Annotated in this window: 11 protein-coding genes; 6 read left to right on the forward strand and 5 right to left on the reverse strand. The window is 66.1% G+C overall.

Annotation, left to right across the window (positions count from 1 at the left end; translation table 11 throughout):
• Window positions 1–188: 188 nt before the first annotated feature.
• The 3 genes from xdhA to xdhC all read left to right on the forward strand — a co-directional run bounded on the left by xdhA (window position 189) and on the right by xdhC (window position 4,830).
• Entirely contained in the window at window positions 189–1,718 is a 1,530-nt protein-coding gene (gene xdhA, locus LFL96_RS03280; RefSeq protein ID WP_280997972.1) for a xanthine dehydrogenase small subunit, read from the forward strand.
• Between the two features lie 110 nt (window positions 1,719–1,828).
• Complete coding sequence (xdhB, locus tag LFL96_RS03285) at window positions 1,829–4,195, forward strand: xanthine dehydrogenase molybdopterin binding subunit (RefSeq protein WP_280997974.1); 2,367 nt, start codon at window positions 1,829–1,831, stop codon at window positions 4,193–4,195.
• Between the two features lie 68 nt (window positions 4,196–4,263).
• Window positions 4,264–4,830, forward strand: a complete 567-nt coding sequence (gene xdhC / locus LFL96_RS03290; protein WP_280997975.1) for a xanthine dehydrogenase accessory protein XdhC — start codon at window positions 4,264–4,266, stop codon at window positions 4,828–4,830.
• 96 nt (window positions 4,831–4,926) lie between these two features.
• On the opposite strand, the gene LFL96_RS03295 is transcribed toward xdhC, so the two are convergent.
• The 3 genes from LFL96_RS03295 to LFL96_RS03305 all read right to left on the reverse strand — a co-directional run bounded on the left by LFL96_RS03295 (window position 4,927) and on the right by LFL96_RS03305 (window position 8,371).
• Window positions 4,927–5,904 carry a LysR substrate-binding domain-containing protein gene (locus tag LFL96_RS03295; protein ID WP_280997977.1) on the reverse strand — a complete coding sequence of 326 codons (978 nt, stop codon included), beginning with the start codon at window positions 5,902–5,904 and terminating at the stop codon, window positions 4,927–4,929.
• Between the two features lie 228 nt (window positions 5,905–6,132).
• Window positions 6,133–6,810, reverse strand: a complete 678-nt coding sequence (locus LFL96_RS03300) for a 2-hydroxychromene-2-carboxylate isomerase (protein WP_280997980.1) — start codon at window positions 6,808–6,810, stop codon at window positions 6,133–6,135.
• A 64-nt stretch (window positions 6,811–6,874) separates the two neighbouring features.
• On the reverse strand, window positions 6,875–8,371 hold the full coding sequence (locus LFL96_RS03305; RefSeq protein WP_280997981.1) for a TAXI family TRAP transporter solute-binding subunit: 1,497 nt from the start codon (window positions 8,369–8,371) through the stop codon (window positions 6,875–6,877).
• 556 nt (window positions 8,372–8,927) lie between these two features.
• Between LFL96_RS03305 and LFL96_RS03310 the strand changes: the two genes are divergently transcribed.
• Both LFL96_RS03310 and LFL96_RS03315 read left to right on the forward strand, forming a co-directional pair.
• Window positions 8,928–9,275 carry a BON domain-containing protein gene (locus LFL96_RS03310; RefSeq protein ID WP_280997983.1) on the forward strand — a complete coding sequence of 116 codons (348 nt, stop codon included), beginning with the start codon at window positions 8,928–8,930 and terminating at the stop codon, window positions 9,273–9,275.
• Window positions 9,276–9,610: 335 nt separating this feature from the next.
• The gene (locus LFL96_RS03315; RefSeq protein WP_281000535.1) at window positions 9,611–9,868 is read left to right on the forward strand and encodes a hypothetical protein; all 258 of its coding nucleotides are present in this window, start codon (window positions 9,611–9,613) and stop codon (window positions 9,866–9,868) included.
• A gap of 40 nt (window positions 9,869–9,908) precedes the next feature.
• On the opposite strand, the gene LFL96_RS03320 is transcribed toward LFL96_RS03315, so the two are convergent.
• Both LFL96_RS03320 and LFL96_RS03325 read right to left on the reverse strand, forming a co-directional pair.
• Window positions 9,909–10,697, reverse strand: coding sequence for a sulfite exporter TauE/SafE family protein (locus LFL96_RS03320; protein ID WP_280997985.1), 789 nt, complete (start codon window positions 10,695–10,697; stop codon window positions 9,909–9,911).
• 229 nt (window positions 10,698–10,926) lie between these two features.
• Window positions 10,927–11,589: a LysE family transporter gene (locus tag LFL96_RS03325; protein WP_280997987.1), complete on the reverse strand. Its 663-nt coding sequence runs from the start codon at window positions 11,587–11,589 to the stop codon at window positions 10,927–10,929.
• 320 nt (window positions 11,590–11,909) lie between these two features.
• On the opposite strand from LFL96_RS03325, the gene LFL96_RS03330 reads away from it, so the two are divergent.
• Window positions 11,910–12,803 carry a LysR substrate-binding domain-containing protein gene (locus LFL96_RS03330; protein ID WP_280997990.1) on the forward strand — a complete coding sequence of 298 codons (894 nt, stop codon included), beginning with the start codon at window positions 11,910–11,912 and terminating at the stop codon, window positions 12,801–12,803.
• Window positions 12,804–12,956: the final 153 nt, after the last annotated feature.

A 12,956-nucleotide genomic window follows, 5' to 3' on the forward strand; every position in this document is an offset into this window, starting at 1 on the left:
AATTAAAAAAATACGGTAAATTTCGCCTATGAACATAAGCCACCGACCGCTCAAATCCATCTCTATATCGTTTCAAGGATATGTCCCGCATGCGATCCGAGCTATGGGTTGTATTTATTGAGGATGATAGTTTTCGAACCATCACGCAGCACGTCCCCACGGACACAGAACTTCGAGAGTAAAGAGACATGACTGAGCCGATTCGCTTCTACCACCGCAACGCGATCCGCGAGATCAAGGACGCGCCTGTTACCCGCACGGTCCTGCAGTATCTGCGCGAGGACGCGCACTGCACCGGCACCAAGGAAGGCTGCGCCGAAGGCGACTGCGGCGCGTGCACGGTCGTGCTCGGCGAACGCAATGCGGCGGGCGGCGTCGACTTCAAGGCGGTCAACGCGTGCATTCAATTCGTGCCGACGCTGGACGGCAAGGCGCTGTTCACCGTCGAGGATCTGCGTCAGCCGGACGGCTCGCTGCATCCGGTGCAGGAAGCGATGGTGGAGTGTCACGGTTCGCAGTGTGGTTTCTGCACGCCGGGCTTCGTCATGTCGATGTGGTCGCTGTATGAAAAGCACGGCCACGAGCATAGCTGCGCGAACAGGACGGTGCCGTCGCGCGACACGATCAGCAACGCGCTGACCGGCAACCTGTGCCGCTGCACCGGCTACCGTCCGATCGTCGATGCCGCCGTGCGCATGTTCGACGCGCCGCCGCCGAAAGCGCCGGTCAACGTCGAAGCGCTCGCCGCGACGCTCGCGAAGATCGAACGTACCGACACGTTCCACTATCAGCACGCCGGCCAGCAGTTCGACGCGCCGCGCACGGTCGACGCGCTCGCGAAGATCAAGGAAGCCGAACCGGCCACGCGGATTCTCGCCGGCAGCACCGACATCGGTCTGTGGGTCACGAAGATGATGCGCGAGCTCGGCAACATCGTGTACGTCGGTCAGATCGCCGAATTCCAGAAGCTGGAAGTCAACGGCGACTGGATCGAGATCGGCGCGGGCGTGAGCGTCGAAAAGGCCTATACGGAAATCATCAAGCAGTATCCGGAACTGTTCGAAATGCAGCAGCGCTTCGCGTCGCTGCCGATCCGCAACGCCGGCACGCTCGGCGGCAATATCGCCAACGGTTCGCCGATCGGCGATTCGATGCCCGGCCTGATCGCGCTGGGCGCGCACGTGGTCGTGCGCGGCGGCGATATCGAACGCGAAATGCCGCTGGAAGATCTGTACCTCGCCTACCAGAAGAAGGACATGGCCGAGCACGAGTTCGTGGTCGGGCTGAAGGTGCCGACCCGCACCGGCGCGCGCAAGAACCTGCAATTCCGCACCTACAAGCTGTCCAAGCGCTTCGACTCGGACATCTCGGCAGTCTGCGCGGCGTTCTCGTTCATCGCCGACGGCAACATGATCCGCGAACCGCGCATCGCGTTCGGCGGCATGGCCGCGACCTCCAAGCGCGCCACGCACGCCGAAGCCGTGCTGCGCGACGCGGAATGGCACGAAGCCACCGCGCAGGCCGCGATGATCGCGCTCGGCAACGACTACGCGCCGCTGTCCGACATGCGTGCGACCAGCAACTACCGGCTCGATGCCGCGAAGAACACCTTGTACCGTTTCTGGCTCGAAACGCGTCCGAACAATCCGCTGCCGAAGAGCGCGCTCGACGTGCGCGCGGTCGCCCCGGCCTGTGCCCCGGCCGGCGCGAATGTCTAAGACGAGATAAGTACACAAAAGGCCGGCCGCCTGGCGCTTGATGCCGGGCGGACGGGCAGGACAACCGGGGCGTCCCGGCGCGGTCCTGGAAGCATACGGAGAACATCACAATGAATCAGCAAGCCGAACCGTTCCTGAAAGACCTCAAGGAGCTCGAGGACTTCACCCAGGTCCACGTTTCGCGACCGCACGAGTCCGCGCATCTGCACGTGAGCGGCCGCGCGACCTATACCGACGACATCCCGACGCTCGCCGGCACGCTGCACGCCGCGCTCGGCCTGTCGCCGAAAGCGCACGCGAAGATCGTCTCGATGTCGCTCGACAAGGTGCGCGCCACGCCGGGCGTGGTCGCGATCTTCACCGCCGAGGACTTCCCGGGCGTCAACGACGTCGGCCCGATCATCCACGGCGACGATCCGATTCTCGCGGACGGCCTCGTGCAATACGTCGGCCAGCCGATGTTCATCGTGGTCGCGACCTCGCACGAAGCCGCGCGTCTCGCCGCGCGCCGCGCCGAAGTCGTCTACGAAGAGCTGCCGGCGGTGCTGACCGCGCAGCAGGCGCGCGCCGCGAACCAGCACGTGCTGCCGCCGATGAAACTCGCGCGCGGCGATGCCGGCACGAAGATCGCCCGCGCCGCGCATCGCGAAGCCGGCGAAATGCTGCTGGGCGGCCAGGAACAGTTCTATCTGGAAGGCCAGATCTCGTACGCGGTGCCGAAGGACGACGACGGCATGCACGTCTACTGTTCGACGCAGCATCCGACCGAAATGCAGCACATGGTCGCGCATGCGTTGGGCGTGGCGTCGCACAACGTGCTGATCGAGTGCCGCCGGATGGGCGGCGGGTTCGGCGGCAAGGAATCCCAATCGGGTCTGTTCGCCTGCTGCGCGGCGCTCGCCGCATGGAAGCTGCTGTGCCCGGTGAAGCTGCGTCCGGACCGCGACGACGACATGATGGTCACGGGCAAGCGCCACGATTTCCACTACACGTACGAAGTCGGTTACGACGATCAAGGCGTGATCGACGGCGTGTCGGTCGACATGACCTCGCGCTGCGGTTTCTCCGCCGACCTGTCGGGTCCGGTGATGACGCGCGCGCTGTGCCACTTCGACAACGCGTACTGGCTCTCCGACGTCTCGATCGACGGTTTCTGCGGCAAGACCAACACGCAGTCGAACACCGCGTTCCGCGGCTTCGGCGGTCCGCAGGGCGCGTTCGCGATCGAATACATCATGGACAACGTCGCGCGTTCGGTCGGCCAGGATTCGCTCGACGTACGTCGCCGCAACCTGTACGGCAAGACCGAGCGCAATCAGACGCCGTACGGCCAGGTCGTCGAAGACAACGTGATTCACGAGCTGATCGACGAACTCGAAGCGACCAGCGAATACCGCGCACGCCGCGCCGCGATCAACGAATTCAACGCGAACAATGAGATCCTGAAGAAGGGTCTCGCATTGACGCCGGTGAAGTTCGGCATCGCGTTCAACGTGACCCACTTCAACCAGGCCGGTGCGCTGGTGCATATCTACACCGACGGTTCGGTGCTGGTGAACCACGGCGGCACCGAAATGGGCCAGGGTTTGAACACCAAGGTCGCGCAGGTCGTCGCGCATGAACTCGGCATCAGCTTCGGCCGTATCCGCGTGACCGCGACCGATACCAGCAAGATCGCCAATACCTCGGCGACGGCGGCATCGACCGGTTCGGACCTGAACGGCAGGGCCGCGCAGGACGCCGCGCGTCAATTGCGCGAACGTCTGCAGGCATTCGCGGCCGAGCGTTTCGGCGGCAATCAGGTGAGCGCGTCGGAAGTGCGCTTCGTGCACGACCGCGTGGTGGTCGGCGACGCCGTGGTGCCGTTCGAGGAAGTGATCGCGAAGGCCTACGTCGCACGTATTCAATTGTGGTCCGACGGTTTCTACGCCACGCCGAAGCTCTACTGGGATCAGGCGAAGCTGCAAGGCCGGCCGTTCTTCTACTACTCGTACGGCGCGGCCGTGTCGGAAGTGGTGATCGACACGCTGACCGGCGAAATGCGCGTGCTGCGCGCGGACGCATTGCACGACGTGGGCGCATCGCTGAACCCGGCGCTCGACGTCGGCCAGGTGGAAGGCGCGTTCATTCAGGGCATGGGCTGGCTCACGACCGAGGAACTGTGGTGGAACGCGGGCGGCAAGCTGATGACGCATGCGCCGTCCACCTACAAGATTCCGACCGTCAACGACACGCCGCCCGATTTCCGCGTGCGCCTGTTCAAGAACCGCAATGCGGAGGACAGCATTCACCGTTCGAAGGCGACCGGCGAGCCGCCGCTGCTGCTGCCGTTCTCGGTGTTCTTCGCGGTGCGCGATGCGGTCTCGGCGGTGGGCAACCACAAGGTCAACCCGCCGCTGAACGCGCCGGCGACGAGCGAGGAAATCCTCAAGGCCGTCAGCGCGGTGCGCGCGGCCGTCGCCACGCCGCGTCAGTGAACGCGCGGCGCGACTGACGCAGGCGCGGCGCAAGACGCATGACTCAACCTCTCACTGGAATGATCGCCATGAACGCTTCTTCTTCCGTTCAGATCGGCCGGCGCAGCACCGTGCAGGTGCCGCGTCCGGCGCCGATGCACATCGTGCTGTTCGGTGCCGGGCACGTCGGTCACGCGCTCGTCGAGCTGCTCGGCAGCCTGCCGTGCGTGGTCCAGTGGGTCGACGAACGCGACGAGCTGTTCCCCGACGAGACGCCCGCCAACGTGCAGATCGAAGCGACCGACACGCCGGATGCGATCGTCGATACGGCGCCGCCCGGTGCGTATTTCCTGGTGATGACGCACAACCACGCGCTCGATTTCTCGCTGGCCGCGCGCATCATGCGGCGACGCGATTTCACGTACTTCGGCATGATCGGTTCGAAGACCAAGCGCGTGAAGTTCGAGCGCCGTCTGCTGGATCGCGGTGTGGATCTTGACCGGCTGGTGGAGATGACCTGTCCGATCGGCGTGGCGGGTATCGTCGACAAGGCGCCGCCCGCGATCGCGGTGGCGGTGTGTGCCGAACTGCTGCAGATCCGCTCGCGGCAGGTCGCGGCGCAGGCGACGCTGGATAAACTCTGCGCGAGCGTGTGAGCTTCACGTGAGCGTCGTGTGAGGGTTGTTTGAATGTGCCTTCGCAGTCTTTCTTCAAAGGGTGACGCGTAAAACGTCCCCTCCTTCCCGCTAACGTCAGCCTTGCGCTGACGTTTCTTTTTTCGGCGGCCGCTTGGCGCGCCGCACTTTCTGCGCGACCAGCTCGTCCGACACCTGCGACATCAGCGTGCGCAACCAGCCGACATCGCTCGGCCGATCTGGCTGCGGATGCCACAGCTGATAGCACTTGATGCGCGGAAACGGAATCGGCACGTCGACCACCGCGAGCGGCAGGATGCTCGCGTAGTGCATCGCGAAACGGCGCGTCGTCGTGAAGATCAGATCGGATTGCAGCAGCGTCTGCGGCACGAGGCCGAAGTAGGGCAGCGTGGCGACGATGCGGCGGTCGGCGCGCGCCCGCGCGAAGCCGATGTCGATCGCACCGCCGCGCGCGCCGCTATACGGCGTCGGCGCGAGATGCGGGGCCGCGAGGTAGGCCTCGCGCGTCATCGGCATGCGCGTGAGCGGATGGTCCGCGCGCATCAGGCACACCACCGTGTCGGCGAACAGATCGCTGCGCTCGAAGCGCGCGTCCGGCTTCGGCCAGTTGCCGATCACCAGATCGAGTTCGCCGGCATCGAGCGCGGCGGAGTGATCGAGCATCGGGCTCAGCGAATCGATTTCGAGCCGCGCGTTCGGCGCCGCTTCGCGAAAGCGAGCGATCACCGTCGGCATGAAGAAGTCGTTCAGATAGTCCGGCGCGGCCACGCGAAACGTGCGGCGCGAGCGGCCCGGATCGAAATCGCCGTGCGGCGTCGCGACGAAATCGACTTCACGCAGCACGCGCTGCGCGGAGGCCAGCAGCGACTCGCCGTATTCGGTCGGCACCATGCCGGATTTGCCGCGTACGAGGATCGGGTCGTTGAGGGTTTCGCGCAGCTTGCGCAGCGCGGTGCTGATGGCGGGTTGGGTTTGATTCAGACGCAGCGCTGTCTGCGTGACGCTGCGCTCGACGAGCAGCGTGCGCAGTACGCGCACGAGCCAGATATCGAGGGAGGCGGCGGTGTCGTCCATGTTCGAGGTAAAGCGGGGCAGGCGGTTCGAGCCGCGTAGAAGCGTCGGGCGCTGACCGGGCGCGGGTGGTCCCGCGCGAGGCGCGCAAAGGTTATAACCTTAGGCCCGATTGCAGGGTAGCAGCATAGCGGGCACGGTATGGCCAGCATCAGGACGGCTGTTGCGGCGGCTTTTTTCGTGCGTTTCCGCCATACGTGCCGTCCCGATCGCGCGAAGCTTGCGATTACCCTACGACGGATCAGCCGGTTTCGCCGCCTGCGGCGACATGTTCGTGAGTCCTGAGGGCAGCGAACTGATCCGCTTCACTTCCTTCGATTCGAGCCAGTTCGGCGTGCGCGCGCAGTACAGCACCATCGGCAACGCGTCCTCGCCCCAGAACAGTTGATCGTTGAGCCGGAAGGTCGGCACGCCGTAGACGCCCAGGCCGATCGCATCCGCGCCGTTGCGCCGCAATTGCGCGATCACTTCGGGGTCTTGAATCAGCGTGGGACCGTCGGGCATGCCGACGCGTTCGCACAGTTCGGCAAAGCCGCTTTCGCTCGACGGATCGCGGCCCTCGCGCCAGATGAAGCGGAAGATCTCGCGCACGAACTGGACGTCGCCCTTCGCGGCGGTGGCGAGCAGCAGCGGCTTCATGGAGTCGAACGGATGGGCCGGCGGCATCTTGAACGGAATGCCGAGCTGTTCCGCGCGGAACAGCGCGTGCCGGTACATGAAGGTGCGCTTGGACGGTACCGTCGACGCGGGCGCCTGCCCCCAATGCCGGTACAGATCGTTCAGCACGACCGGGGTGAACGCGAAGTCGAAGCCCGGCCATTTGTCGTGCTGCTCGAGCAACAGGTACGTGAACGGCGAGACAAAGTCGTAAAACCAAAGCGCTTGTTTGGCGTCGATGCCAACGGTCATGGATGTCTCCCGGATTGCCTGATCCGCACGGCGCGTCTGCTGGACCGTCGGAATTGTAATGATCTTACGCGGTGTGGCGAGGGCTTGCAGTCCGCGTGTTCCCGGGGTCGCCGACGGTGTCCGGGGCGCTCGCGCCGTGCTCTGCGTCGTGTGCGTCTTTCACGCGAGGGTCGTGCGCATCGTCCGCTTCGTCCTGTTCGTCTTCCTCGTCGCGTTGTCCGTCGCGGGCCTGGGTGAGGCGCGAACGCACGAAGCCGATATGCTCGCGCAGCACGTAGAACTGGTCCGCATAGGCGAGCGGCATCTTCAAGCCGTTGACCGATTCCTCGATCGCGTCGAGCCGCTCGATCAGCGACGCCCGCTCCGCCGCCGAATGCTCGCTGAGCGCGCTGCGTTCGATCGCGATCAGCGCGCCATACCAGCGGTAGATGCGCGATTTCACCCGCCACGCATACAGCGAAGGCACGAGGCGCAACGCGGGCACCAGCAGCACGATCAGCGGCACCACGACTACCAGCAGCCGGTCGGCGAGGCTCGCGAGCCAGAACGGCAGGATGCGGTACAGGAAGCTCTTGCCCGACTTGTAATAGCGCGCGGCGTCGTCGCTGATCGGGAAGTCGTGCGCGAGCGGCGCGGGGAATTCGCCAGCGCGCTGCAGCACGTTCGCCTTGCCGTGCACTTCGCGCGCGGCTTCGATCAGCAGGTCCGACAGCGCGGGATGCAGCGAGTCGCGCGCCACCAGTTCGGCGGTCGGCGCGACCATGTGAATCGGCGCGGACGGCAGGTTCTTGCCGAGGTCGAAGGCGCCCATCGGCATTTCGAGCTGGGTCAGGTACGGGAAGCGGCGCGTGTAGGCATCGGCCTGCGTGAAGTCGTAGAACTGCACGTTCGGCGTGCGGTACAGCTTGCCCATCACCGCCGGCTGCGCCGAATCGCCGGCGAGGAACGCCGCGTCGACCTTGCCGGAGACGAGCGCCTGGGCGGCATCGTCGCCCGACAGCGGCAGCAGCTTCGTCGCGCCGCCCGGCTCGATGCCGTTGGCCTTCAGCAGCGCCAGCGCCAGTTCGCGCGTGCCGCTGCCCTCGGCGCCGACCGCGAGGCGCTGGCCCTTGAACTCGGAGAGCCGTGTGATGGTGGGGCCGTGATAGAAGATCGCGAGCGGCACGTAGGCGACACTGCCGAGCGACATCAGACCGTCGCTGACCGGACCGGGCGCGACGCCGTCCTGCACGAAGCCGACATCCACGTCCGACTTCGGGTCCGAGAGCCGCTTGAGATTCTGCAGCGAGCCTTCCGAGGCCAGCACGTTCAGCGTGATGCGGTTGCGCGCGAGGATCGCCTTGTACTTCTGCGCGGCGTTCCAGAAGGTGCTGCCCTCGGGGCCGGCGCTGATCGTCAGTGTGCTCGGCGGCGCGGGCTGGATCAGGCGCACGGCGACCCAGATCGCCGCGGCGGCGATCAGCAGGATCGGCCCGAACGAGACCGCAAGGTCGCGCCAGGAGATCGCGACGAAACGGGCGACGAGTCGGGGAGGGCGTTTGCGGCCGGTGGCTGGCTTCATCGATTGACGTGACGGCGACGGTCGAAGGTGGACGGGGCGCGGCGGGACGGCTGTGCGCGTCGCGCCGATGGTACCTGAGATTGCCGGCGCGGCGGAATGCGGGGCGGGCGGGCGCGGCGAGAAACGCGTAACAAATCGTGAATGCGGCGTGAATGCAGCGTGAACGCAGCGTGAACGTGTCGTGAATGCAGCGTGAACATCGGATGACCGCGGCGTGGCGCGTCGCTACCTAAACCCTTTGCGCTTCTCGCCCGGCTAGATTAAATTGTGCATCGCTGCCGCGAACCGATGTTTGCGCGGCGCGACCCGGCAAGACTGACAAGAACCGGGCGCGTCGGCGGACTTCGCGGCATGCCGGTTCGATCCGCATCGCCTGCATCTTTTGTATGCCTGGCATGTGGCGCGGCCGGCCTCTCTCGCCTCTCGCACATCGTGTCGCCGCCTTAGTCGGCCATACCGCGCCGCGTTCCATCGCGCGCGTCGTATCGGGTCGCCCGTAGTCGTAACGAAGCCGCTTAGACATGCGGTCCAATGTGAAGCTAAGGAGAAGAGAAAGATGAAATCGGTCGGTTTTCTGAAAACGCTGGGCTCGGTGGTGGCAATGGTGGTGGCGTGCAACGTGTACGCCCAGGCAAGCGACGCGCAAAGCACGACCGCCGCGCCGGCTGCCAGCGCCAAGGCGACCAAGAAGGTCAACAGCCAACTGGGCCGTAAGGTGCGTGCGGCGTTGGCGAAGACGCAAGGCGTCGACGTGTCGAACATCGCGGTGCGCGCGCGCGGCGGCGTGGTGACACTGACGGGTTCGGTGCCGGACCAAGGCCAGATCGATGCGGCTGGCGACGCCGCCAAGGGCGTCGCTGGCGTGACGTCGGTGACGAACAAGCTGACCGTCGTGCAGCAATAAGCTGGCGGAAGGCCGCTGACGCATCGCTCCGATGCGTGGCGGAACAACGAAGCCCCGGTTCATCGCCGGGGCTTTTTTTGTGCCTTTTTCCGGCGCGCGGAGGATCGGAGCGATGGCGGGCGAGTGTGATGATTTTCGTGTCGCCGGCGCGTCGCCGCGGTGTCGGAAAGCGCGTCGATTTGCTGCGACGCAACGAACTGTGCCATCCGCTGAGCGGCGCACCGGGCCGTGCGTTGCGCGACGAGGCCGGCGTCACATCGCCACTGTGCGCTGCGACACACAAACGACGCCGGCCGAGGCGTACTGTGACTGCATGGGGAATCGGAGTTGCAGCCATGGAAACCACGCTACTGCGCTACACGGATTTGCCGATCGGCGATCGGGCGGCTTTCGAACTGGTGTGCGCGCGGCATGGTTTCGCGCCGGCGCATTTCCACATCAGCGCGACCGTGACCGTGGGGCAGGATGCGTCCGAGCGCCTCGTCACGGTGCGCCGCGGCGGTTGGGCGCAGTCCTATCATGACCGGCGCGGTCAGTGGATCCGGCAGTTCGAGGCCGATCTGACCTGCCGGTTCTTCAAGTTTTCCAGGTAAGCCCGCTCGACCTGCGTTTCAGGTGTCAGGGTTCGGGTTTTCAGGTCAACACGAGGCGTACGCCGACCAGCGTCAGCGTGGCGGCGAGCACGTTGCGCAGCAGCGCGTCCGGCGCGCGCGACGACAGATAGCTGCCGATCGCGATGCCCGGCAGCGAACCCACCAGCAACGACAGCAGCATCGACCAGTCGATCGACCCCAGCAGCCAATGCCCCGCGCCTGCCAGCAGCGTGAGCGGCACCGCGTGCGCAATATCCGAACCGACGATGCGCGTGGTCGGCAGCAACGGATAGAGCAGCAGCAACACCGTCACGCCGATCGCGCCGGCGCCCACCGACGTCAACGACACCAGCACGCCGAGGATCGCACCGGTCAGCATGGTCAGCGCGAGCGTGCGGCCCTGGCTGGGCGCGCGCGGACGGCGCGCGCCGAGCGCCGCGAGTTGCGGGCGGAACACCAGCGCCACCGCCGTCACGAGCAGCGCGACGCCGAGCACGATCTGGATCAGCCGGCTCGCGCCCGGCGAGTCCATCCCATAGCGATGCAGCAGGATCAGCGTGACGGTGGCGGCCGGTACGCTGCCGGCGGCGAGACGCAGCGTGATCTGCCAGTCGACGGAGCCTTTGAGGCCATGCACGAGCGTGCCGGTCGCCTTGGTGGCTGCCGCGTACAGCAGGTCGGTGCCGACCGCCGTCGCCGGATGCACCTTGAACAGGAGGACGAGGATCGGCGTCATCAGCGAGCCGCCGCCGACTCCCGTCAGGCCGACCAGAAAGCCGACGAACAGGCCGGAGCAGGAGTACAGCAGATCGATATGGGGAAGAGCCATGGAGCGGACGGCTGAAGGTCGGTTGGATGGAAAGGGTGGCTGCGGCTTGCGACGCATGTAGCGCATGCGACTTGCAGGGCGCATGGCGCCTGCGCGCGCCGTGCCCGCTGTGCCGTTGCATGGGTTGCAGCGGCTGCGCGTGCTGTACCTTTGCGACCTTGTGGACCTGCGCGGGCGAGCGGCGAAAGGCGCTATTGTCGCAAAACCGCGCCGCTCGCGTGTGGAATGGCTAAAGCGCCCGCCGAATCTCGACCACGCCGAAGGCCGCGAGCGTGACGCCGACCACGCGGTCGATCGCCACGCGCAGTTTCGCGCCGATCGCGTGGCGCGCGAGCGAGACCACGGTCACGAGGAAGCACCACCAGGCGATCGAGCCGCAAAACACGCCGCCGACGGTGGTCAAGGCGATCGTCGATGAAAACGCGCCGCGCGGCGCGAGCGTGGTGAAGAGCGCGGCGAACATGATCACGGTCTGCGGGTTGGTCAGCGTGAGGAGCAGCGAGCTGGCGTAGGCACGCAGGGCGCCGGCGCGACCGACCTGCGAGAGCTTGCCGTCGGCCGCGTCCGTGACGTTCGCGTTGCCGGTCGCATCCGGCTCGACGGGCGACTTCTGCAGCAGGGTGCGCATGCCGAGATACAGCAGGAACAGACCGGCGAGCAGGTGCAACGGACGGTCGTAAGCCAGCATGAACTGCGAAATGCCGACGAGCCCGAGCGCCGCGATCAAGCCATAGGCGGCGTCGCCGCTCGCTATGCCGAGTCCGATCGCGAGTCCCGCGCGCGGGCCGCCCGTCAGGGTGCGGCGAATGCAGAGCATGCCCATCGGGCCGACCGGCGCGGCGATCGCGAGGCCGACGCCGGCAGCGGTGAAGAAGAGACTGATGGTGGACATCGGAACCCCTGATCGATTGTTGTGATGCGCTGTTGCTCGACGTGTTTCGCGTCGGCGCTTCCCGATGAGCCGACGACGTCAATCGCGCGGGCATGCGGGCGGGAAGGAACTCAGCATAGCCAGACTTAAAAACCCGGGCAAGGCGGTTCGCGTTGCGGGACATCGAGCGCGGCGTTTAAGCGATCCAGCAAGCGATCGAGCAAGCGATCGAGCCATCGCGCAACCGTGAGTGCCGCAGCCGTGGATACCCTGGGAGCGCCGCTCGCCGGATTGTCCTCGGGCATAATTTTCGGACCTCACTTCCTGGAACACGCCCGCTCATGTGGCAAATCGATCAGGTGACCCTGCGCCTGTTCATCGCCGTCTGCGAAGAAGGCACGATAGCGCGTGCGGCCGAGCGCGAATTCATCGCGCCGTCGGCGGTCAGCAAGCGGCTGGCCGATCTGGAGGCGCTGGTCGACGTTGCGTTGCTGTCGCGCAGCCAGCGCGGCGTGCGCGTGACCGCGGCCGGCGAGGCGCTGCTGCGCCACGCGCGGCTCATCATGCGAGGCCATGAGCGTCTGCAGGCCGAGCTCAGCGAATATGCCGCGGGCGCGCGCGGCCATGTGCGCGTGCTGGCGAACGTGTCGTCGATGGTGGAGTTTCTGCCCGAGGCGCTGTCGTCGTTCCTGACGGCGAATCCCCGGATTCGCGTGGACGTCGAGGAGCGCGTGAGCGCCGAGATCGTGCGCGGCCTGGAAGAGGGCGTCGCCGATCTCGGCATCTGCCGCGACGTCGTGCCGATGGGCAGTCTCGACGTGCTGCCGTACCGGGCCGATCATCTTGCGCTGATCGTGCCGCGTGCGCATCCGCTCGCGGGGGAGGCGGCGATCGGCTTCGAGCAGACGCTGGCGTTCGATCATCTCGGGCTCGCGTCGAACGCGTCGGTGAATGCGCTGATGCAGCGCATCGCCGTGGAGAAGGGCCGCGAGTTGAACTACCGCACCTACGTCTCGACCTTCGACGCCGCCTACCGCTTCATTCAGGCCGGCCTCGCGGTGGCGATCCTGCCGCGCGAAGCGCTGCCCCGGCATGCCGCCGATGAATACGGCATCGTCGCCGTGCCGTTGCGCGAAGCGTGGGCCGAGCGGCGTTTCGTGATTTGCGTGCGCGACCGTCAGGCGTTGACGCTCGCGGCCTCGCATCTGCTCGATCATCTGCTGCGAGCGCTTTGAAGCGCTTCTGAAAAGCCCTTAAGGGTTTCCCCTTTGCGGCGGCGCAAGGCCGCCCCGTCTGCCTGAGCGGCCATCGCGAGCGGCGATGGAGTGCGTCGCCATCGCAGACTTTGCCGTGCGCTCCGGCGCGTGCACGCTGTCACTCAGTTGCCT

This window comes from Paraburkholderia sp. D15 (assembly GCF_029910215.1).
In the GTDB taxonomy this organism is placed as follows: Bacteria; Pseudomonadota; Gammaproteobacteria; order Burkholderiales; family Burkholderiaceae; genus Paraburkholderia.